This window comes from Eubacterium sp. SB2, from assembly GCF_001244405.1.
GTDB classification, from domain to species: domain Bacteria; phylum Bacillota; class Clostridia; order Lachnospirales; family Lachnospiraceae; genus Faecalicatena; species Faecalicatena contortus_B.
This window is the reverse complement of the sequence record NZ_LN865152.1, coordinates 929,554-951,562: the sequence shown is the minus strand read 5'-3', so window position 1 is coordinate 951,562 and position 22,009 is coordinate 929,554. Positions and strand designations below refer to the sequence as shown.

The 22,009-nt window shown below is 47.9% G+C and carries 17 protein-coding genes; all 17 read left to right on the top strand.

Annotation, left to right across the window (positions count from 1 at the left end; genetic code table 11):
• Positions 1–82: 82 nt before the first annotated feature.
• The 17 genes from BN1938_RS11680 to BN1938_RS11595 all read left to right on the top strand — a co-directional run bounded on the left by BN1938_RS11680 (position 83) and on the right by BN1938_RS11595 (position 21,619).
• The gene (locus BN1938_RS11680; protein ID WP_050640741.1) at positions 83–1,141 is read left to right on the top strand and encodes a Gfo/Idh/MocA family protein; all 1,059 of its coding nucleotides are present in this window, start codon (positions 83–85) and stop codon (positions 1,139–1,141) included.
• A 22-nt stretch (positions 1,142–1,163) separates the two neighbouring features.
• Positions 1,164–1,880, top strand: a complete 717-nt coding sequence (locus tag BN1938_RS11675) for a ThuA domain-containing protein (RefSeq protein ID WP_050640740.1) — start codon at positions 1,164–1,166, stop codon at positions 1,878–1,880.
• Between the two features lie 28 nt (positions 1,881–1,908).
• Positions 1,909–3,213, top strand: a complete 1,305-nt coding sequence (locus BN1938_RS11670; RefSeq protein ID WP_050640739.1) for an ABC transporter substrate-binding protein — start codon at positions 1,909–1,911, stop codon at positions 3,211–3,213.
• A 341-nt stretch (positions 3,214–3,554) separates the two neighbouring features.
• Positions 3,555–4,424: a carbohydrate ABC transporter permease gene (locus BN1938_RS11665; protein WP_050640738.1), complete on the top strand. Its 870-nt coding sequence runs from the start codon at positions 3,555–3,557 to the stop codon at positions 4,422–4,424.
• 2 nt (positions 4,425–4,426) lie between these two features.
• The gene (locus tag BN1938_RS11660) at positions 4,427–5,248 is read left to right on the top strand and encodes a carbohydrate ABC transporter permease (RefSeq protein WP_050640737.1); all 822 of its coding nucleotides are present in this window, start codon (positions 4,427–4,429) and stop codon (positions 5,246–5,248) included.
• 8 nt (positions 5,249–5,256) lie between these two features.
• Positions 5,257–6,276, top strand: a complete 1,020-nt coding sequence (locus BN1938_RS11655) for an aldo/keto reductase (protein ID WP_050640736.1) — start codon at positions 5,257–5,259, stop codon at positions 6,274–6,276.
• Positions 6,263–7,432, top strand: coding sequence for an iron-containing alcohol dehydrogenase (locus BN1938_RS11650; protein ID WP_050640735.1), 1,170 nt, complete (start codon positions 6,263–6,265; stop codon positions 7,430–7,432). Before BN1938_RS11655 ends, BN1938_RS11650 begins: the two co-directional genes overlap by 14 nt.
• A gap of 7 nt (positions 7,433–7,439) precedes the next feature.
• Positions 7,440–9,644: an alpha-galactosidase gene (locus tag BN1938_RS11645; RefSeq protein WP_197278215.1), complete on the top strand. Its 2,205-nt coding sequence runs from the start codon at positions 7,440–7,442 to the stop codon at positions 9,642–9,644.
• 579 nt (positions 9,645–10,223) lie between these two features.
• Positions 10,224–11,303 carry a LacI family DNA-binding transcriptional regulator gene (locus BN1938_RS11640; RefSeq protein WP_050640733.1) on the top strand — a complete coding sequence of 360 codons (1,080 nt, stop codon included), beginning with the start codon at positions 10,224–10,226 and terminating at the stop codon, positions 11,301–11,303.
• 897 nt (positions 11,304–12,200) lie between these two features.
• Positions 12,201–12,560 carry an L-rhamnose mutarotase gene (locus BN1938_RS11630; RefSeq protein WP_050640731.1) on the top strand — a complete coding sequence of 120 codons (360 nt, stop codon included), beginning with the start codon at positions 12,201–12,203 and terminating at the stop codon, positions 12,558–12,560.
• Between the two features lie 89 nt (positions 12,561–12,649).
• Entirely contained in the window at positions 12,650–13,675 is a 1,026-nt protein-coding gene (locus BN1938_RS11625) for a sugar ABC transporter substrate-binding protein (RefSeq protein ID WP_050640730.1), read from the top strand.
• 118 nt (positions 13,676–13,793) lie between these two features.
• Positions 13,794–15,278 (top strand): sugar ABC transporter ATP-binding protein, encoded by a 1,485-nt coding sequence (locus BN1938_RS11620; RefSeq protein ID WP_050640729.1) that lies wholly within the window; start codon positions 13,794–13,796, stop codon positions 15,276–15,278.
• Between the two features lie 16 nt (positions 15,279–15,294).
• Positions 15,295–16,290: an ABC transporter permease gene (locus tag BN1938_RS11615; RefSeq protein WP_050640728.1), complete on the top strand. Its 996-nt coding sequence runs from the start codon at positions 15,295–15,297 to the stop codon at positions 16,288–16,290.
• A 10-nt stretch (positions 16,291–16,300) separates the two neighbouring features.
• Positions 16,301–17,257, top strand: coding sequence for an ABC transporter permease (locus BN1938_RS11610; RefSeq protein WP_050640727.1), 957 nt, complete (start codon positions 16,301–16,303; stop codon positions 17,255–17,257).
• 41 nt (positions 17,258–17,298) lie between these two features.
• Complete coding sequence (locus tag BN1938_RS11605; RefSeq protein ID WP_242843848.1) at positions 17,299–18,648, top strand: uroporphyrinogen decarboxylase/cobalamine-independent methonine synthase family protein; 1,350 nt, start codon at positions 17,299–17,301, stop codon at positions 18,646–18,648.
• Positions 18,649–18,670: 22 nt separating this feature from the next.
• Positions 18,671–19,975 (top strand): cupin domain-containing protein, encoded by a 1,305-nt coding sequence (locus BN1938_RS11600; protein WP_242843847.1) that lies wholly within the window; start codon positions 18,671–18,673, stop codon positions 19,973–19,975.
• 126 nt (positions 19,976–20,101) lie between these two features.
• Complete coding sequence (locus BN1938_RS11595) at positions 20,102–21,619, top strand: FGGY-family carbohydrate kinase (protein ID WP_050640726.1); 1,518 nt, start codon at positions 20,102–20,104, stop codon at positions 21,617–21,619.
• Positions 21,620–22,009 lie beyond the last annotated feature (390 nt).

The window sequence follows — 22,009 nt, the reverse complement described above, 5'->3', positions numbered from 1 at the left end:
CGGTTTTATGCCTTTACCTGAAATGGAAAACCTTTTATACTTTGAGCCAACAAGTTGTGTTGCACAATGAAAGGGGGAAAACATGAAAAAGCGATTTATTCAAATCGGGCTGGGCGGGTTCGGCGAATATTGGTGTACAGATGTACTGCCATATATCACCAGAGAACTGGGAACAGCAGAGATGGTTGCTGCGGCAGATATCAATCCTGCCAGTTTTGTGAATGCCGTGGAGTATGCAGGGCTGTCCATTGACAAATGTTATACGGATGCCAGGAAGGCGATGGAGGAAAATGAGGCGGATTTTGTGAATATTGTTGTGCCTCCGGCTTTCCATGAACAGATGATTGACCTGGCGCTGGAGTTTGACTGCGATATTTTATGTGAAAAACCAATTGCAGGTACGATGGAGGATTGCTGCCGGATATACCGGAAAGTGAAAGCAAAGGGAAAGAAAATGGCTGTTACAGTAAGCCACCGCTTTGACCAGCCGCCTCAGACCATGGAGAAACTGCTCCGCGATGAGACTTATGGCAGGCTGACGCATATATCCAGCCGCTTTGCAGAGACATACCTGAACAGGCTTCCGGAAGGAAACTTCCGGTATGAAATGGAGGATGAATATCTTCTGGAATGGGGGATACACCATTTGGATATGCTGAGGGCATTGGCGGGATCCAATGCAAAAACAGTCTACACCAAGACCTGGAGTCCTCCGTGGAGTACTTTAAAGTCGGATACTTCCTGCGCAGTTACGATTGAAATGGAAAATGGAGTGCACTGCCTTTATGAAGGCATTCAGGAGAATGCCGCCCGCCTGAATACCTGGCAGGATGAATATTTCCGTGCAGAGTGTGAATTTGGAACCGTGGTCATGGATCATCAGAAGGTCAATGTGATACGTTCCACGGATCTGCAGAGTGAAGAAGTAATACATATTCCTCTTTTGAAGAGAAGGGCATGGCTCCATGCCTGGCTCATTGAAATGTTTGTGGAATGGCTGGATGGAGGGGAGGAACCTCCGAATAATCTGGACGATAACCTGCAATGCTGTGCACTTTTGTTTGCAGCAATCGAAAGCGCACATACAGGGCTTCCGGTAGACGTGCAGAAGTATTTGCAAACATACATGAAAGACGAATAATGGATAAAGCAGGAGGGAATCAATGATACGGGTAACTGTTTGGAATGAGTATATATTGGAAAAAGAATATCCACATATTGAAGCAATTTATCCAAAAGGAATTCACGAGGCAATCGCAGATATTTACAGAGAAGAATCGGAATTTGAAGTAACGGCGGTATCTCTGGATATGCCGCACCAGGGACTTGGCACCGAGCTGCTGGAGAGGACAGATGTCCTGATCTGGTATGGACATATGGTACATGAACAGGTAGAAGATGATCTGGTCGAGCGGATTAAAAGGCGAGTCTGGGACGGGATGGGGCTTTTGATTCTGCATTCATCCGCACAGTCAAAAGTATTCGACCGTGTTCTGGGAACAACGGGAGAGGTGCGATGGAGAGAGATCGGAGAGAAGGAACGGGTGTGGGTCGTGAACCGCAGCCATCCGATTGCCCAGGGGCTGAATATGTGTTTTGAAATTCCGCATTCGGAAATGTACGGGGAACCCTTTGAGATACCGGCGCCGGATGATCTGGTGTTTATTAGCTGGTATGCAGGGGGGGATGTACTCCGCAGCGGCTGCTGTTATCATCGGGGCGGAGGCAGGGTGTTTTATTTCGCCCCGGGACATGAGGAGTATCCCATTTATTATCAGGATGAGATCAGGCTTGTCATGAAAAATGCTGCACGATGGGCGGCTCCGGGAACCGGAGTAAAAGTTTCCTTCGGGAAGACAGATGCGTTGGAAGAGGTTTAAAACAGGAGATTCAGAGAGGAGAAAAGGTATGAGGAAAAATGTATGGAGAAGTGTGATTGCTTTATCAATGGCAGCAGCCATGACTGCCGGGCTTGCAGGCTGCAGTCAGCCGGACAGCAAAAAAGAAGGTAAGGGCGAGGCTAAGAAGGATATAACGATTACGGTTGCCGCATCCCAGAGCTGGATAGCAGATATTGACCGGACCCTTGCAGAAGAATTCACGGAAAAAACGGGGATAAAGGTGGATTATCAACTGAATCCGGATGACCAGTATACAAATATTGTGAAGGCAAAGCTGGCGTCAGGGGAAGGCCCCGATATCTTCTATTGTAATGGCGGAAATGGCATGCTGGAGTATATGCCGGAGAAGTATTTTACCGATCTGTCGGATGAACCCTGGGTGGAAAGGCTGGAAGACTGGGCGGTGGATGCGTCCACCTATGACGGCAAAATCGTCGGTTTGGATATGTGGTCAGTGGATGGCTGGGCAATGCTCTTTAACCCTGACATATTCGAAAAATATAATCTTTCCGTTCCGAAAAGTTTTGATGAGTTTAAGAAGGTATGTGCCACACTTAAGGAAAACGGGGTGCGCCCAATCTATATGGATGGCGTAGATTCATGGAGACAGTGCCTGTGGCTGCTGGAGATGACAACTTTGATTGAGAACAACAACCCGGGAACGCTGGATAAGCTGAATACGCCGGAAGGTAAGTTTGCAGATATTCCTGAGGCGCTGGAAGCGACAGAGCAGATCAAAGAGCTGGTAGACCTTGGCTATTTTGGCGACAACTTTATGTCAGACCCCTGGGACAGCGCCTTTGATGTTATGGCAAATGGGGAAGCGGCAATGCTTTTGACTTATACATCATTTACCATGGAATTGGAAGAAAAATATCCTGATCTTGGTGCAGACACATGGGAAATGTTCCCGGTTCCGCTGTGCGACAATCAATATTTTTCACACAATAACGGCGGTGAGATAGAAGTAATTAATAAAGATTCCAAATATGTAGAAGAATGTAAGGAATTCTTTCGGTTTATGACAGAACAGGAAAATGCACAGAGATATTATGATAATAAGAAGAAATTAGTTGTAGCTTCACTGAAGGATGTAACGGTTGAAACTCCGCGTTCATGGACCAGTCTGATTGAAAATGCTACGGCCGGAACAGGGATGGATTTTGCAAGCCTTATCCCATTCTATAATGCAGATAATGTAGGAAAGGCATATCAGGACCTTTATATGGGCGGCAAGACACCGATGGAAGTGCTGGAAAAGATTGATGAGGACAGAGCGCTGATGTTTGATACGACTGCAGAAAATGAATAAGTAAATCAATCGTTACTGTATGTGCCTTAAGGGGATGAACAGTAACAATCAATCGGGAGGTCGTCTGTATAAAGAAGCAGCAGCCTCCCGGTTCTACACGTGCCTCTCGGCGTAAATATGACGGTATATAGCATCCGCTATCTACACCGGGAGGCACCAGTACAGCTTTGCACTAATAATTCAGCAATAAGCACCTGCTCTCTACGCCATAGCTGCACCTGCTTTCGCTAGACGTAGGAACCATTACGCCGTCGCGAAAGCAGGCACACCTCTGACGCAGATATCAGGCACTTATTACTGAAAGATTAATGTGCTGCTGTACTAGGCGGAAAGGAGCATTTATGTATCGGAAAAAGATATACAGCAAGGGGTTTCTGGTACCTGCGCTGTTATTATATATAGCTTTGTTTGTAATACCGTGTCTTATCTCATTTGGGTACTCTTTGACAAACTGGAATTCTATGAGCGCGAATATAAAGTTTGTAGGATTGGAAAATTTTAAAAAGATATTTTCCATCCAGGGAGATTACCTGACGGCCATCGGACATACGCTGGTCTTCGGAGTATTGACAACAATTCTAAAAAGTGTGTTTGGCCTGGCATTGGCGCTTTTGCTGAATGCAAAGTTTAAATCAAGAGAGCTGCTGAGGGGGATATACTTCCTGCCGTTTGCCATTTCTCCGTTGATTATAGGTATCATCTTTACTTCGGTGCTACATCCGCAGTGGGGTGTACTGAATGAGATACTTAAGTGGCTGAATCTGGATTTTCTGGCAAAAAACTGGCTGGTGGATAAAAGCATTGCCATGTTTTCTGTCATAGGGGTGGAAACCTGGCGGGAGGTCGGACTGAATATGGTGATATTTCTTGCCGGGCTTCAGATGATTGACAACACCTATTATGAAGCGGCAGAAATTGACGGAGCCGGATTCTTCAGCAAGCTGCGATATATTATTTTACCGCTGTTGTCCTCCTCAATAGTGGTCAATACGATCCTGAACCTGATTCACGGGCTGCGTGTATTTGACATTGTGTTCTCTCTGACAGGAGGCGGACCGGGCAATGCAACAGAAGTGCTGTCTACTGCCGTATTCCGAACATATTCAGCGGGGGCGTATGGGTTGTCCACGGCACTGAATGTGGTTGTATTTATTATTACGGCTATCATCGCAATCAGCACTTTGAAGATTATTACACCAAAGGAGGAATAGGGATGAGTAAGAAAAAAGGGTTGAATATTCTGAGAATTGTTGTCTCATGGGCATTCGTGGGGACGGTACTGATACCGTTCGGACTCATTGTACTCAACTCCCTGAAAACTACGCAGGAATCGGCGAGAATGAATATGAAGTGGCCTGCAGCGCTGGAATTTGGCAATTATCTGGAAGTCATCCGGGAGGGGCATATGCTGCGTTCCTTTTTTAACAGCCTGCTTATTGCTGTATTCTGCGTGATCATAGGTATTCTGGCAAGCGCAATGGCGGCATATGTCATTTCCAGATATAAATCCAGACTGAACCGCTTCTGCTTTTACTTCTTCTTTGTCGGGCTGATTGCCCCGGTGAATTACATTACAACAATCCGTGTTATGAAATTTTTGCATCTGGTGAATACATATAAAGGCATGGTACTGTTGAATGCGGCTTTAGCGATTCCTTTTGCGGTCTTTTTGTTTCATGGCTTTATCGTAACGGTGCCCCGTGAAATCGATGAGGCCGGGGTCATTGACGGCTGCGGACCAGTTACACTATTTTTTAATGTTGTGTTCCCGCTTTTAAAGCCGGTTACGATTACGGCAAGTGTGCTGACGTTTATCAGCTGCTGGAATGATTTTATCACACCATTGTATATTCTGAATGATTCAAAAAAGTGGGGCATGATCATTTCGGTATATAATTTCTGGGGTCTGTATACGAGCGAATGGAATCTGATCTGTGCAGTCATCGTGCTGACACTGGCGCCAATTATGGTGGTGTATGTCTTTGCGCAGAAGTATATTATTGCTGGAATGACTGCCGGTTCGGTGAAAGGATGACAAATGAGATGGGATATGGGGCAGATGAAAACAGATATCGTAAGATGGTATATAACAGATGCGGGAGGAGCGGGCTTCTGCTGAGTGCCTTTTCGTTGGGATACTGGCATGGATTTGGCGGCCGGGACAGTTTTGAGAATGGCAGAGAGATAACCAGAAAATCTTTTGATCTGGGAATCACTTCTTTTGACCTTGCGAACAACTATGGCCCTCCGGCCGGAAGTGCAGAGGAAGTGTTTGGCAGGATCATGAAGCTGGACATGATGCCTTACCGTGATGAGATGATTATTTCCACTAAGGCCGGATATGAAATGTGGCCGGGACCTTATGGCGGGTTTGGCGGGTCTAAAAAATATCTTATGGCAAGTCTGGATCAGAGTTTGAAAAGAATGGGGCTTGACTATGTGGATATTTTTTACCACCACTGTATGGATCCGGACACTCCGATGGAGGAAACAGCGGAGGCGCTGGCCTACGCAGTCACTTCGGGGAAAGCATTATATGCAGGCGTCTCCAATTATACAGGCGAAGGAATTCGGAAGATGGAACGTCTTTTGGGGCAGAGAGGAATTCATTGCCTGCTTGTGCAGCCGCTTTATAATATGTTTACAAGAGATGCAGAGAAGGACGGCGTATTTGAAGCGATGTCGGAACTGGGAATCGGGGGGATTGCATATTCCCCGCTGGCACAGGGCTTACTGTCCGGAAAATATAATCACAGTATTCCAGAAAATTCAAGAGCGGCGGGTGAATCCATCTTTTTACAGAAGGATGCTGTTACAGAGGAGAAAATCTGTAAGGTAAAGGCACTTGAGCATCTTGCACGGGAAAGAGGGCAGACGATGGCTCAGATGGCGCTGGCATGGGTTCTTCGGCGTCCAGAGGTGACGACGGTTCTTATTGGGGCAAGCTGCGCCCGGCAGATTGAGGAAAATTTGGCGGCACTTGAGCGTCTATCTTTTACGGAGGAAGAACTGAGGCGGATTGATGTGATTCTGAAAGGAGACGAGGTCTATGCGGACATTTGAATTTACTGTGCCTACCCGGGTCCTGCTGGGGAAAGAAGCAGAGGACCAGGTAGCTGAGTATATCAGTTTATATGGCAGCAGGGTTCTGGTTCATTTCGGTGGCAGCCATATTCGAAACAGCGGGCTGCTTGATAAAATAGAGAGGATACTTGCAACGTCGGGAATATACTATGAGGAATTGGGGGGAGTGAAGCCAAACCCGAGGCTGTCTCTTGTTAAAGAGGGAATTATGAAGTGCAGGGAACATAAATTGGACTTGATTCTGGCAATTGGCGGCGCCAGTGTTATAGATTCGGCCAAGGCGATCGGGATCGGGGTTCCGTACGATGGTGATGTCTGGGATTTTTATGAGGGGAAGGCTGAGATAAAGGAAAGTCTGCCGGTAGGAGTCGTTCTTACTGTAGCGGGGGCAGGAAGCGAGGCAGCAGAAGGGGCGGTCATAACGAATGAGGAGGGCTGGATGAAACGGTCTGTGGGCAGCTATTTTATGCGTCCCAAGTTCGCGCTGCTGAACCCTCTATTGACCTGCTCATTGTCTGCCTATCAGACGGCATGCGGCGTGTCAGATACATTGTCACATATTATGGAATATTATTTTACTGCAGAAACTCACACAGAGGTGTCGGACCGAATGTGTGAAGGCGTCATGAATGCGCTGATACATAATGGACGATTGGCTGTAAGGAGCCCTGATAATTATGATGCCCGTGCGGAAGTGATGTGGGCCGCCGTGATTGCCCAGATGGGGTTCCTGAACTGCGGGAGAAATGGGCAGTGGGCAGCACATGAGATTGAACACGAGATAAGCGCTATCTATGATGTGCCTCATGGAGCAGGGATGTCAGTTGTTTTCCCTGCATGGATGGAGCATGTAAAAGAGGAACTGCCAGAGCGGTTTTTGGAGTTTGCAAAGCGTGTCTGGAATATCGATGAGGAAGAATCTTATGGCGGTCAGGAAGCAGTCATAGAACAGGGAATCGAAGCATACCGGAATTATCTGAGAGAGCTCGGGCTGCCGCTTACGTTTGGAGATTTAGGGATATCTGGTAACCGTATAGAAGAAATGGCAGCAAAAGCGGCTGGGACAAAAACGCTTGGAAGCAGCCCAAAACTAAATCAGGATGATGTGATTCAGATTCTTTACGCATGCCAATAGGGAGGAAATGATGCCGATATTTATTGATAAGAAGAGTAAAAGTTTCCGGATGGATACTCCGGGCAGCAGCTACTGTATGCAGGTTTCCCAATATGGTGACTTGCTGCATACACACTATGGCGGAAGAATATCAGACATGGATCTGTCAGAGCTGTGGAATCAGAAAAGAGAATTCTCTCCGAATCCGGCAGAATGCGGCGACAGGCTATATTCTTTGGATGTGAGTCTGCAGGAAGTTCCGGGAAATATGACGGGGGATTATCGTACGCCGTCAGTGATTATAAAAGATAGTACAGGCGCGGCAGCAGTAAGGTTTCAGTATGAATCCTTCAGGGTATATGAGGGAAAATCTGAGTTGGCGGGACTGCCCTCATCCTTTTGTGGAAAAAAACAGGCGGATACATTGGAAATCACATTGACGGATACATATTCCAAAGTAAAGGCCGTTTTGATCTATACAGTGTTTCGGGATATGGATATGATTACCCGGTCAGTCAGACTGATCAATGAGGGTGAGAAGGCTGTATATATTAAAAAGGCGGCAAGTTCCTGCGTAGAGTTTGCGGACAGCAGGTATGAGCTTGTGTCTCTCCCGGGGTGCTGGGCCATGGAAAGAACACCGCAGAGAAAGGAACTATTTCAGGGAAGACAGGTCTATGAGAGCAGAAGAGGGGCATCCAGCCATCAGATGAATCCATTTCTGGCACTGGTAAGACCTGAGACGAATGAGGTACATGGGCAGGCCTATGGATTCAGCTTTGTGTACAGCGGTAATTTTATGGGGGAGGCAGAAGTTTCTCAATATGGTACGTCCAGGATTCTATTGGGGATCCATCCACAGGACTTTACCTGGAAATTGGAGACAGAAGAAGCATTTCAGACGCCGGAGGTGGTAATGACATATACGGATCAGGGGCTTGGTGCAATGTCCAGGAACTTCCATGATTTTTATCGCAACCACTTGTGTAATCCTCGATGGATGGACACAAGGCGCCCGATTTTGATTAATAACTGGGAGGCTACCTATTTTGATTTTAACAGTGCAAGGCTGCTTGAGATTGGGAAAGAAGCCGTGGAACTGGGAATTGAGATGCTGGTGATTGACGATGGCTGGTTTGGGAAAAGAGAAGATGATACAAGTTCACTTGGTGACTGGGTAGTCAATCGGCGGAAACTTCCGGAGGGACTGAAGCCATTAGTTGGGAAACTGCGGGAGATGGGGCTGAAGTCGGGGATCTGGATGGAACCGGAGATGGTTTCAAAGGACAGTCAATTATATCGGAAGCATCCGGAATGGTGTCTGCATATAGAGGGACGCCCATGTTCCACAGGCAGATCGCAGTATGTTTTGGATTTGGCCAGGGCAGACGTGTGTGAATACCTTTTTGAGGCTGTGGATCAGGTTCTGTCTGAATCAGGCTTCGCTTATCTGAAGTGGGACATGAACCGGCATCTGACAGAAGTTGGCTCTGTGCTGCTGGGGACAGACCGCCAGGGAGAAATCTTTCACCGGTATGTGCTGGGATTATATCAGATACTGGGACGGATTGTCAGGGCGCATCCTGATGTATTGATAGAAGGGTGCTCTGGCGGAGGCGGGAGATTTGACCCTGGAATGCTCTATTACTGCCCACAGATCTGGACCAGTGATGATACAGATGCGGGTGAGAGAATGATGATACAGTATGGAACCTCCATGGTTTATCCGCCTTCAGCCATGGGCAGTCATGTATCAGCCTGTCCAAACCATCAGACCGGGCGTACGGTTTCTCTCCACACAAGAGGAATGACAGCGATGACAGGTGGATTTGGCTATGAAATGGATCTGGGGAAATTGTCTTTGGAGGAAAAGGAAGAGGTGAAACGGCAGATTGAAGCGTATAAACAATATGCAGAGCTGATTATGCATGGTGATTACTTCAGGCTTGTGAATCCGGATGAAGGAAGGGATATCTGTGCCTGGGAATTCGTATCAAAAGATAAAAAAAAGGTATTGGTTCACTATGTCCAGATGCGGGGGAGGGCGAATGGGCCCCTGCATATCCTTCAGCTGCAGGGGCTTTTAGCAGCTGAAAGATATCAGGAGAAAAAAGCCGGGCTGATATATCATGGGGATACTTTGATGAATGCTGGGCTTAGAATGCCATTACTTATGGGGGATTTCCAGGGATATCAATTCTATCTTGAGGCCCGGGATTCAAATGTGGGGTAAGGCATAGGGATATTTTCGGCAGCCCTTTTAGTGAGTTGCCGCATCTATCCCCGAGTAACCTGCACACAGAAATACATGTCCACCATTGCAACTCCATCCGCTGCCTCCGTCTGAGCCCCCACCTTAGTAACGGGTCATAACCTACCGGCCGGATGAACCAGCTTACCGTGAGCCGGGAGATGCTGCGGCAAGTGCCTGCCCTGTTGGAAATGCATTTTAGCGAGCCTGGCAGCAGTTAGAGGAAATCCGCAGAACCAGCCGGAAAAAAGCTGCTCCCGAAGCAGCTTTTTAGAACACCTGAGGCGCTTAATCATCAGATTAAGCGGTGAATGTGTTCGGTTCCGGCTGGTTCTGCGGATTTCCTCTTACTGCTGTCTGGCGCAGCGGGCTGTATTTCCAACAGGGCAGGCACTTGCCGCAGCATCTCCCGGCTCACGGTAAGCGTCCCCCAGTCCCCCTTCCATCCGCCCTGGACTAAATCCCGCCGCTAAATCCCGATTGATATGTTTGGGGAAATACTTTATAATGTAATGGATTGATAGCGGTGCAGGACCTTCAGAGGAGGTACGGATAACTAAGATGCATGGAATAAAAGATGTGGCGCAAAAGGCCGGAGTTTCTATTTCTACGGTTTCAAATGTTTTAAATAAAACAAAATATGTCAGTCCGGAACTGGTTCGCAAGGTGGAAGCGGCAGTAGAGGAATTGTCATATGAGGTAAATCCAATTGCAAGAAGCATGAAGAGTAACAAATCGGGGACGATCGGAATTATAACGGAAGATATCTGCGGTGTTTTTTATCCCTATATTATAAAAGGGATTGCTTCGATTACCGAGCGCGCCGGTTACCATATGGTTATCTGCGACACGCGGGGGGAATATGGGGACAGGGATGCGGCAAAACGGGAGCAGGATATATTCAAGAATTTGATTTCAAGCCGTGTTGACGGCATTATTTTTGTGTCGCTTGTTTCCGGTGAGGACAGGGAGAAGTATTTGAGTAAGCTGACCAAGGCGTCCCAGCGGTATAAGCCGATCCCACTTGTCAGTATGGAAAGAGATTTCACCCAGTTTGGTATAGATTCCGTCTATTTTGATGCCTATGAGAATTCGCAGAAGGCAGTGCAGCATCTGGTAGACTGCGGCTGCAGGAAAATTGTTCATATTTCAGGCCCTGAAATCATGGAGGTCGCGGAAGAGCGTGTGCAGGGTTATTTAACCAGCATGGAAAAAAACGATTTACCAGTGGATAAAAACACGATGATCGTGAGGGGCGATTACAGTCACCAAAGCGGATACAGGGGAATGAAAGCGCTTTTGGACAACGTACCGGGACTGGACGGCGTCTTCTGTGCAAACGACCAGATGGCTGTAGGCGCACTGAAGCTTCTGAGGGAATACGGAAAAAAAATACCTGATGAAGTAAAACTGATCGGATACGATGATGTATTCATATCAAGCGTTGTAGAACCGGCTATATCCACCATACACATACGAAAACGTCATGCCGGAATCGAGGCGGCAAAGCTGCTGATGGAACGGATCGATAATCCCGGGGAAAAAAGAGCACCCGTGGGAATCAAAATGGATAGCAGGCTTGTGGTACGAAAATCAACAGTGGCGGATGCCCCCGAAGACTGGATATTGGCCGATTGGTAGGCGGTTAGAGGGGAATATTGTTGGCTGGAGGGGCGCCTGGCAGGAATGTGGAGAGTGCTGTGTGCCGGACATCACGGGGCAGCTTCTGGAAGTAACCCGCTTACGGAGAAGTACTAACACACCAGGAGCCGCCCCTGAGGGCACGTACAATATGCAGCGGGAAAGCTTGATGCTTTCCCGCCTTAGATTGTACTGAAAAGTGATTTTGGAAAATCACTTTTCATCCCTCAGGGGCGGCTCCTGCTGTGTAAGTACTTCTAGACCGTGCGCTCTATACTTCCAGAAGCTGCTCCGTGATGTCCGGCACACAGCACTCTCCACATTCCTGCCAGGCTGGGCTTCATCAAAACGGTTAAAAAACCCCCTCTGTGGGGGATGCCGGAGGGGAGCTGTGGATCCTGCCGGCCGGGCGGGGCTGCATCGAGCGGGGACAATATTTTACGCGCCGCCTGTACAAATCCGCTGTGTTGGGTTAAACTCCTCCTTACAGCCATAACCCGTTTCCAGCCCCCCTTATGTCCGCTTTCCGCAGCGACCCCCATACACAAAAACCCCGTCCCAAGAAAAACGTTTTTTGTGAATTGTGTATAAAATTAAGTGTACGGTATCTTATATTTTGTACAAAAAAATCGTTTTTCTGTTAAAAGCATTGACAAAAGGGGGTTATGGGAATATGCTTAAGACAAGTTTTAAGAGTAAAAAAGGGACGGCACTCAATCAATCAAAATTTTTTTTAACTCTTAGAAAAACGTTTTTCTAAAAACGGAGAAATACGAACCGTATAAAACGAAAAAAATACAGAGAAGGGAAAGGGGGTATTTTATACTGCCGCGGCAGGAAGTTAAATGGAGCAACTGATTCACGAAAAGAGAAAGTGAAGGAGGTTATCGTGAGGGTATGAAAAAATATTGTATTGTAAATGAAATTAAACCGGAGCGTTTGGAGGATTATGTGAATGCGCATCTGCATCCATGGGACGAGCTGCTGGAGTGTCTGAAGGCTGCGGGAACAAAGGAAGAGTACATATTTATGCTGGGAAACAAAGCATTGGTATTCGTTGAGTGTGAGGATATGATGACGTATACGGAGAAGTTCGGGAAAAGCGAGATCGGAAAAAAGTGGCTCGAATACGTAGCGGATTTTATTGAGGAAAGCCCTTTTGCAGATGCATCCGGCAAGGCCAGGGATGATGTGAATGGCCTCCGCAAGGTGTTTGACCTGAATCAGCAGCTGGCAGGGAAGTTTGAGGAAACTTAATCTCTTTCCACGATCAATGCAATGAAATTAAAGCTGGGATGAAAGCTTTAATGATAATCAAAAACAATTTAAAAACAGGAGGAAATCGTATGAAAAAGAAAATGTTGAGTGTAGTTCTTAGTGTTGCATTGGCTGCTTCTATGTTAATCGGATGTGGCTCAGGGGAATCGGAGAAAAAGGATGCGGAAACAAAGACAGAAGATACGAAAGAGAACAAAGAGGAAAAGACGGATGGGGAAGCAAAGAGCGGCGGATATAAAATCGCCTATCTGAATGCACTGGTTTCAACCCCATATTTCGGATACTTAAACAGTGCGATGGAAGGACATGCAAAGGAGCTGGGGGTTGAACTTCAGATCCTGGACGGAAAAACGGATAATCAGGTGATGTACGACCAGGCACTGAGCATCATCGAGCAGGACTTTGATGCGGTGATACTGACGCCAAGCGATATGGCGGGCTCTGTTTCGATTGTAGAAGCAATCCACGATGCCGGGCTGCCCTTGATTGTCTGCAATACGCGTGTTGATGAATCTGTAGAAGCATTGACTGATTCTCTGGTCTGCTGTGACCCGAGTTATGAGGGGGAAGTCGTTGGAAAGCTTGCCGTTGAGCAGCTGCCGGAAGGCGGAAAATGCGTCACACTGGAAGGGTTTGCAGGCCAGGAGGCACAGATTTACAGAACAGAAGGTTTCCAAAAAGGAATTAAGGGAAGCAAGATTGAGATTGTACAGCAGGTGATCTGCGACTGGGACAAGGCAAAAGCAATGTCAGCGACAGACGATATGATTGCGGCTTATCCGGATTTGGCTATGATCTTTGCACAGGATGATTCGATGGCTCTGGGAGCAATCGAAGCCGTAAAGGCAGCGGGGAAAGAAGACCAGATTAAAGTCATGGGCCTTGGATATATGGGCGATGAATCCAAAGAAGCTCTGCTGGACGGCAGCCTGCTTGGTACCTGTACGCAGTCTCCGTCATGGGAAGGTATTACCGCTCTCGATGTTGCCATAGATGTGATCGAAGGCAAAGAGGTGGATACCTGGTATAAGACAGAATGTCTGGCTGTTACAAAAGAAAACTGTGAAAGTATTGATCATGGTTATAATCAATAACATTCGTAAGGGAGGTCCGCCTCCCTTACTGTTTCAACATCAGCCTGTACACCGGGCTGCCGGCTGGAATAAAACAGCATGCGGATGTTGAATATCCGTTAAACTTAGGAGGTCAGACATGTCAGATGTTATATTGGAAATGAAGAATATTACCAAAAGATTTCCCGGAGTTATTGCTTTAGATGATGTTTCATTTCGCGTCAATAAAGGAGAGATCCGAGCGCTGGTTGGAGAAAACGGCGCCGGAAAGTCTACCTTGATGAAGATACTCAACGGAGTATACTCTGCGGACAGCGGGGAGATATGGATGCACGGCAAGCGGGTTATGAATAAAAATCCCCTCGAGGCCCAGAAAAATGGCTTGTCGATCATCTATCAGGAATTTAATCTGGTTCCGTCTTTAAGCGTAGCGGAGAATATTTTTATAGGGCGGCTGAAAAAGGGGAAGAAGGCAATTCAATGGAAAGATATTAATAAAAAGGCCGAAGAACTGATGCACAGCCTCAATTACAACATTGATGTGAAAGAGGCCGTTGAGAATTTAAGCGTTGCCGAGAAGCAGATGATCGAGATCACCAAGGCGCTGTCCATTGACGCAAAGGTGATTATTATGGATGAACCGTCAGCCGTGCTTACGGAAAATGAACTGAAGAATTTATTCGATATTGTTCTGGATCTGAAAAGTAAGGGCATTACAGTTATCTATATTTCACACCGACTGGAGGAGATCTTCCAGATATGCGACTCCGTAACGGTACTCAGAGACGGGCAGATTATTGATACATCGGCTGTAAAAGATACGACAAAACAGCAGCTGATCGAAAAGATGGTCGGCAGAAAACTGGAGCAGGAATTCCCGGCAAGGGATGCGGTATTAGGAGAGACGGTGCTGAAGGTAAGCGCACTGAATCGTGGTAATAAAGTAAAAAACGTCTCTTTTGAATTGCGAAAAGGAGAGATACTGGGTCTGGCAGGCCTGGTTGGCGCCGGCAGGACCGAGACGGTGAGGCTGCTGGTCGGCGCGGACAAGGCCGTCAGCGGAACAGTTGAGATAAAAGGACAGAAGCTGCATATGAAATCCCCCCTCGAGGCGAAAAAGAACGGGATCGTCCTGCTTCCCGAGGACAGAAAGACGCAGGGCCTGCTTTTGGAAATGCCCATTACACAGAACATCAGCGTGGTAGGGCTGGAGAAAGTCAAAAATAAATTCCGCCTGATCGGTGAAAACATTGAAAAAGAAGAAGCGCAGAAGTACTTCAAGACGCTGAAGATTAAGGCGCCTTCCGCTACGCAGAGGGTTTCATTCCTGTCAGGCGGGAACCAGCAGAAGGTAGTCATTGCGAAATGGCTGTTTTCAGGCGCTGATATCCTGATTTTTGATGAACCGACACGGGGCATTGATGTGGGGGCGAAGTACGAAATCTACATGGTCATGAACGAACTGGCAGCACAGGGTAAAGCGATCATCATGATTTCCTCTGATATGAATGAAGTGGTAGCAATGAGTGACAGGGTAATCGTGATGCATGACGGAGAAATACGCGGCGAACTTGAGGGCGCAGAGATCAATCCGGAAGCCGTGCTGAAATACGCGATTGAATGAGAGGAGGCAGAATACATTGATAAAAAGTCAGAGCAGTGAGGCGGGAAGAAAGCTGAACTATATTGCGAGTAAATACGGCATGCTTTCGATTCTGATCCTTATCATAATTGTTGCGGGTATCATTAACCCGGCTTTCTTGACGGGCCAGAATATCATTAATATTTTCAAGCAGATTTCGGCGACCGGGCTTTTGGCTATCGGAATGACTTTTGTTATCATATCCGGAGGCGTTGATCTTTCGGTTGGATCTATGATGTCTATTTGCGGGGTAATCTCCGTAGTCCTGATCCCACAGGCCGGCGTTCCTGGCGCTATGCTTCTGGCATTGCTGTCAGGGCTTGTACTGGGAGTTTTTAATGGTATTTTTGTGTCGGCGACCGGCGGGACGATGGGAAGCTCTTTTATTATCACTTTTGGAATGTCAACGGTATTAGGCTCCGCTGCACTGTGTATTACCAACGGCGCCATTGCATACGCGTCAAAGTATAAAAGCTATATGGTGATCGGACAGGGCTACTGGGGCGTGATACCGATTACGGTTGCAATCTTTCTTATCTTTATTGCAGTGGCGCAGATTATCCTGAAGAAGACCAGTTTCGGGAGATTAGTGTACTGTATCGGGGTCAATGAAGAGGCTACGCGCCTGTCCGGAATCCGGACAAGGCTGATCAGAATCAGCGTATATGCGATATCCGGCCTTATGGCAGCGGCCGGAGGGATCTGCCTGTGTTCGCGTGTGCGCAGCGCGTCGCCCACACAGGGAACCGGATATGAGCTGGACGCCATCGCAGTGGTACTGCTGGGAGGCAGCCGGATGGGCGGCGGCGCGGGAAGTATTTGGAAAACTCTGATGGGCGTTGTGATTATGGGTGTTCTGACAAATGCCCTGAACGTAGTCGGTGTAACTGCTTATCCGCAGAAAATTATAAGAGGCGCCATCATACTGGCAGCGGTTCTGATGGATCTGCGCAGCGCAAAGGCTGAAAACGAGATGCTTGCGACGAAAGTGTGAGGTGGAAAAAATGATAAAACGAGTTAGCAAATTTTGTAAATCTTATCTGGTAATTGTCTGTATTGCAGTATTACTCGTGTTTATGGCCATTTTTTATCCGAGTTACTTTTCCTTCTCTACTTTTAAAGGACTGCTGATACAGATTTCTGTATATGGGATCGTGGCATGCGCCATGACGATCGCGATCATCGGGGGAGAATTCGACTTGAGTGTGGGGTCTATTCTGCCGTTTTCCACCCTGCTTTTTGCTTATCTGATGCCCAGGATCGGGATCTTTGCGTCTATTGTCCTTATATTGATCACGGGGGGCGTGATCGGTGCGGTGAATGGTTTCTTTGTTTCGGTCCTGAAGCTGAATGCCTTCATTGTGACTCTGTCTACAATGCTTGCCGTGGAAGGAATTATGCTCACCTTCTGCAATGGGATGCCGATCCCGGCCGTCAATCAAGCGACCAGGGCGTTCGGGACGGGAAATATCGGCGGAATTGCATACATTGCCATACTGTTTTTTATCTGTGTCCTTATTACTCACTATGTGCTCACAAAGACTGCTTTCGGGCGAAATGTATTTGCGACCGGCGGCAATTATAATGTGGCAGAGTATGCCGGAATTAGTGTGAAAAAGATCAAGTTTCTGTTGTTTGTGATCTTGGGATTTGCTTCAGCCTTTGCAGGAATTCTTCTGACCTGCAGACTGCAGGCCGGTTCTCCTTTATATGGAAGCGACGTTTCCATGTCTGTAGTATCCGCTACGGTTTTAGGCGGGACAAGCCTGTCCGGCGGCAGGGGAAGCGTATTTCGTACCTTCCTGGGAATGATATTTATCGGAATGCTGAGCCAGATCTTTACACATATCAATGCATATGCATATCTCCAGCAGCTGATACAGGGTGCAGTTGTTGTTGCGATTGTCATCCTGGATGCATGGAACAACCGGAAGAGGGAAGACGAACTGGCCGGAATATAGAGACGGCAAAGCAGTTGGAAACAGAAAGAGAGGCAGATAAAATGAGAAAAGAGAAAAGCGCTATTTTAAGCGTGAGCAACAGCAATCATACATCATGGGATCCGGCCAAAGAGCATCTGGCGACGGGATTCCCGCCAATCCAGGCGATGAACAGCAGCCTTATGTTCACACCTCAGGAGATAGAACGTCTCCGCACGTTGGGAAAGCGGGTCGCGGAAATTGCGGCACTGCCCGTTCAAAAGGAAAAAGCCAGGCTCTGGACTGCCCACAATGACCTTCAGACCACCCAGCCCCTCGTATTCATAGATCCGGAAAATGGCTGGAATGAGATCATCACGCCGGAGATGCTGGAATGTCACGACAATATGGCCAGGGTATGGGAAATGCATCTTCTGAAACAGATCTACTGGCATGAAAACTTAAAAGATGACAAAGTAATTGAACCATATTTTGACGTACATTATTCCTTTTCCGATGATGGATGGGGCGTAGAGATGAAAAAAGAGGGCGGCGAAATGGGCGGCGCCTACAAAATGATCGGCGGATTGAGGGATTATGAGGTGGACTTTGAAAAACTGCATTATCCTGTGATCACTATCGACTATGAAGAATCCGACCGTGTGCTGAATCTGGCGCATGAGGTTTTTGACGGGATTCTGACGGTCAGGCGGCACCCGGTTTGGTGGTGGTCCCTGGGGATGACGGTGGATTACATTATGCTCAGGGGATTTGATAATTTTTTATGTGATTTCATTCTGGAGCCGGAGTACATACATAAGGTAATGGACCTGATGACGACGGGAATCGAAAAACGGCTGGACTGGTTTGAGAAGGAGCACCTGCTGGCCTTAAATACGGAGGGGGCATATGTGGGCTCGGGCGGATTCGGCTGGACAAATCAGCTTCCTGCAGAGCAGGAACTGAAACGGCCGGTGACCACAAAAGATATGTGGGGATTCGTGGAAAGCCAGGAGACGAATACCGTGAGTGCAGAGATGTACGGAGAGTTCATACTCCCGTACCATAAAAGGCTGGCCAGCCGGTTCGGGCTGAACTGCTTTGGATGCTGTGAGTCTGTTACCGAGAGATTTGAGTATGCAAAACAAATTCCGAACCTGAGAAGGGTCTCCATGTCTGCCTGGGCGGACTGGACATTGATACCAAAGCTTCTGGGAAACCGTTATATTGCCTCCCTCAAGCCGCAGCCCACGGCGCTTGCCTCAACGGTAATGAATGAGGACGAGGTCAGGAAAACAGTGAAAAAGGCGCTGGCCTGCACCAGGGACTGCATCCCGGAATTGATCATGAAGGATAATAATACGCTGGGGCATAACCCGTACAATGCATGCCGCTGGGTTGAAATCTGCCGTGAGGAGATTGCAAATCTTTGATAGAGTAAAGGAGACAACACATATGACGGAAAAAGAATTAATCATAAAAAGCAGCGAAGAGCTGGATGAGAGATTACGTGAGGCAAAGAAGAGCGGCAATCTTGTGGTAAAGGATGCAACAGAAGATGAGGCGGTTATTCGGAAAACATTTGAGGCGGGCGAAGGGATACTCCGCTTATTCCCTGCATTTGTACCAAGAAGGTTTGGCAAAGCAGGCCGCAGATTAAAACTGCACCCGGACGACTATTTTGCATTCGGAATGGCCAGAGGTTCCATAACGGAGCGCTGGTTTGCATCTACCATTGCCGCACAAAACGGAGAATTGTCTAAGGCAGATGAAGGAATGAGCTATGTAAGCGTCTCCTATGATTCTGATGAAAAGTTTGCTCTGCGGGATGCGGTCAAGGTTCTGGGGAAAGAACTGGTGGGCGAAGAACTGATGGAACGGTATAACGGCTGGCCCATGTATTCCAAGTTTTTCGATAATGAAAATCCGCTCTTCCACCATGTCCATCTGATGTTTGAAGACGCAGCAAGGGTAGGCAAGCTAGGCAAACCGGAGTGTTATTATTTCCCGAAACAGCTGAACAATTATTTCGGAGAAGCAGGCTACACCTACTTTGGGTTTGACCCGGATGTGACGCCGGAAGAGGTAAAAGAAAGAATCCGGCATTTTGGAGACGATGATACGAGGATTACGGAACTTTCCCGTGCGTACAGGATCGAACTGGGAACGGGATGGTATACGCCGGCTGGAGTCATTCATGCGCCTGCATCGGTGCTGACCTATGAGCCGCAGTGGAACTCCGATGTCAATTCTGTTTATGAAAATATAGTTTCCGGGGAGGTGTATCCTCCGGAGATGCTGGATGAGGAATGCCCAGCGGACAGGCAGGGCGACATTGACTATATTTTCAGCCTTCTGGACTGGGAAAAAAATGTGGATCCGCATTACCGGAAACATTACTTCCGGCCGCCGGTAACCGCTTCCCGGACGGAAGACTATACTGAAAATTGGATCGCCTATGGGAATGAGTATATTGCCGCAAAAGAGCTGACTGTTTATCCGGGCCGGACGGTTACGGTTAAGGATGGCGCAGCTTATGGATGCATCTTTATACAGGGACACGGAAAAATAGGGTGCTACGATGCAGAAGCGGCTACCCTGCTCCGCTTTGGGCAGCAGAGCACGGATGAGTTTTTCGTCTCGGAGGACGCAGCCGGGAGAGGGGTCACGATCACGAACCTGAGCCGGGTGGAACCACTGGTGCTCCTGAAACATTTTGGGCCGAACCATCCGGATGTGCCGGGAAGTGTCTGCGGATAAAAACAGTGGAGGGCGTACAGGCGTGTTGAAAGCCAAATTGGCATGCCGGTACAGTAATACTGATAACAACGAGCAGGAGGCCATTTGAGATAAGGGTGGAAACATGGACACAGGAGGAGGCAGAATATGAGATATTTGGTTGGGATAGACAACGGGGGAACGTTTTCTAAAGCCGCTGTCTTTGATGAAGACGGGAGTCAAATTGCCGCGGCCAGCGTGCCGACCACGACCATTACTCCAAAACCGGGGTACACGGAGCGGGATATGACACAGCTGTGGGAGGTCAATGCACTGGCAGTGCGCACGGCAATTGAAAAGAGCGGCATCTGTCCGTCTGACATCGCAGGCGTCTCTTTTTCCGGGCACGGGAAAGGGCTGTACATGGTGAAGGGAGACGGGACTCCCGCGTATAATGGGATCATTTCCACGGACACGCGGGCATGGGAGTATGTAGAAAGATGGGAGAAAGACGGCACGATGGACAAGGCATTCGAAAAATCCTGTCAGACGATCCTTGCTTGTCAGCCTGTCAGCCTGCTGGCTTGGTTCAGGGACCATCATCCGGAGGTGCTCCGGGATGTGAAGTACATATTTGCGGTAAAGGATTATATCCGTTTTCGGATTACAGGGGAGGCATATGCGGAGTATACGGACTTTTCCGGCGCTAATTTGGTAAACCTGACCACAAAAGAATATGACCGAGAACTTTTGGGGATGTTTGGGCTGGAAGCGATCTATGACAAACTCCCTCCGCTCAGATATGCCGCAGATATCTGCGGATATGTGACGAAAGAGGCTGCCCGGCAGACGAATCTGCCGGCCGGTATTCCGGTGGCGGCGGGAATGTTTGATGTGGATGCCTGCGGAATTGCCTCCGGGCTGTGCGATGACGAACAGATGTGTATGGTGGCGGGAACCTGGAGCATTAACGAATTTATCCGCCGGGAACCAGTGACCAACGGCAGCGTGGCGCTCAATTCCATGTTCTGTATCCCCGGTTATTTCCTTGTGGAAGAGAGCAGCCCTACCTCGGCCGGCAATATGGAGTGGTTTATCACGAATCTGATGAGCCATGAGAAAGAAGAATGCAGGACGGCGGGGGGCTCGGTCTACGAGTTGACCAATGAATGGGCGGAATCAGTGGAACCGCAGGATTGCAATCTCATTTTTCTGCCGTTTCTGAATGGCTCCAATGAGGATGCACTTGCAAAAGGTACGTTTGCAGGCCTGAGCGCTTACCACAGTAAAAAGCATATGCTGAGGGCGGTGTACGAAGGAGTCGTATTCTCTCATCTTACGCATGTGAAAAAACTTCTGCAGAACCGGGAAGCGCCCAAGTCCATCCGTCTGTCAGGCGGTGCAGCCAATTCGGATGTGTGGGTACAGATCTTTGCTGATGCCCTGCAGATCCCGGTGGATGTGATAGAAGATAAGGAACTGGGTGCCCAGGGAGCGGCGATGGCAGCAGGAATTGCAGCAGGAATTTACCGGGATTATGGGGATGCAGTGAAACGCACCGTCAAGATTACAAAGACCGTACTGCCGCGTCCGCTTTATAAAGAAGTATATGAAGAAAAATACAGGACTTACCGCGCAGTAATTGAGGGGCTGGGCGGTACATGGGAGAGGTTCAGGATTGAATAGTTCAGACAGGGAGCGGGCCTTCAGAAGTGGCCGGGTTTTTCACTTTTTATGTGTGAGGGATCCGGTCTGTTCTTATATAGATAGAAGAGTGCTCTGCACTTTCCTATTATATAAAACCCTCCGGAGGATGCACACGCCGCGATAAGGTATATAGCTAAGGCGGCATCGCGGCTGCGCTTAAAGAGTGTACGCCCCTTATGAGTGGGTGGGGAGTTGAAGCGGGCATGCCTGCTTTGTTCATATTCATGGCAGGATAATGTATAGTGTTAACGGGGTTTTTATGAAAAAAGTTCATAAATTCTTATTTGAATTACTAAAGCATAAAAATAATCATATAAATAGGATAAACAATCATATAATTAAGAACAAAGTGATTGATTTATGAAAAAC

Coding starts and splice junctions, on each gene's coding strand:
- BN1938_RS11680 (WP_050640741.1), top strand. CDS start 83: ATGAAAAAGCGATTTATTCAAATCGGGCTGGGCGGGTTCGGCGAATAT.
- BN1938_RS11675 (WP_050640740.1), top strand. CDS start 1,164: ATGATACGGGTAACTGTTTGGAATGAGTATATATTGGAAAAAGAATAT.
- BN1938_RS11670 (WP_050640739.1), top strand. CDS start 1,909: ATGAGGAAAAATGTATGGAGAAGTGTGATTGCTTTATCAATGGCAGCA.
- BN1938_RS11665 (WP_050640738.1), top strand. CDS start 3,555: ATGTATCGGAAAAAGATATACAGCAAGGGGTTTCTGGTACCTGCGCTG.
- BN1938_RS11660 (WP_050640737.1), top strand. CDS start 4,427: ATGAGTAAGAAAAAAGGGTTGAATATTCTGAGAATTGTTGTCTCATGG.
- BN1938_RS11655 (WP_050640736.1), top strand. CDS start 5,257: ATGGGATATGGGGCAGATGAAAACAGATATCGTAAGATGGTATATAAC.
- BN1938_RS11650 (WP_050640735.1), top strand. CDS start 6,263: ATGCGGACATTTGAATTTACTGTGCCTACCCGGGTCCTGCTGGGGAAA.
- BN1938_RS11645 (WP_197278215.1), top strand. CDS start 7,440: ATGATGCCGATATTTATTGATAAGAAGAGTAAAAGTTTCCGGATGGAT.
- BN1938_RS11640 (WP_050640733.1), top strand. CDS start 10,224: ATGCATGGAATAAAAGATGTGGCGCAAAAGGCCGGAGTTTCTATTTCT.
- BN1938_RS11630 (WP_050640731.1), top strand. CDS start 12,201: ATGAAAAAATATTGTATTGTAAATGAAATTAAACCGGAGCGTTTGGAG.
- BN1938_RS11625 (WP_050640730.1), top strand. CDS start 12,650: ATGAAAAAGAAAATGTTGAGTGTAGTTCTTAGTGTTGCATTGGCTGCT.
- BN1938_RS11620 (WP_050640729.1), top strand. CDS start 13,794: ATGTCAGATGTTATATTGGAAATGAAGAATATTACCAAAAGATTTCCC.
- BN1938_RS11610 (WP_050640727.1), top strand. CDS start 16,301: ATGATAAAACGAGTTAGCAAATTTTGTAAATCTTATCTGGTAATTGTC.
- BN1938_RS11605 (WP_242843848.1), top strand. CDS start 17,299: ATGAGAAAAGAGAAAAGCGCTATTTTAAGCGTGAGCAACAGCAATCAT.
- BN1938_RS11600 (WP_242843847.1), top strand. CDS start 18,671: ATGACGGAAAAAGAATTAATCATAAAAAGCAGCGAAGAGCTGGATGAG.
- BN1938_RS11595 (WP_050640726.1), top strand. CDS start 20,102: ATGAGATATTTGGTTGGGATAGACAACGGGGGAACGTTTTCTAAAGCC.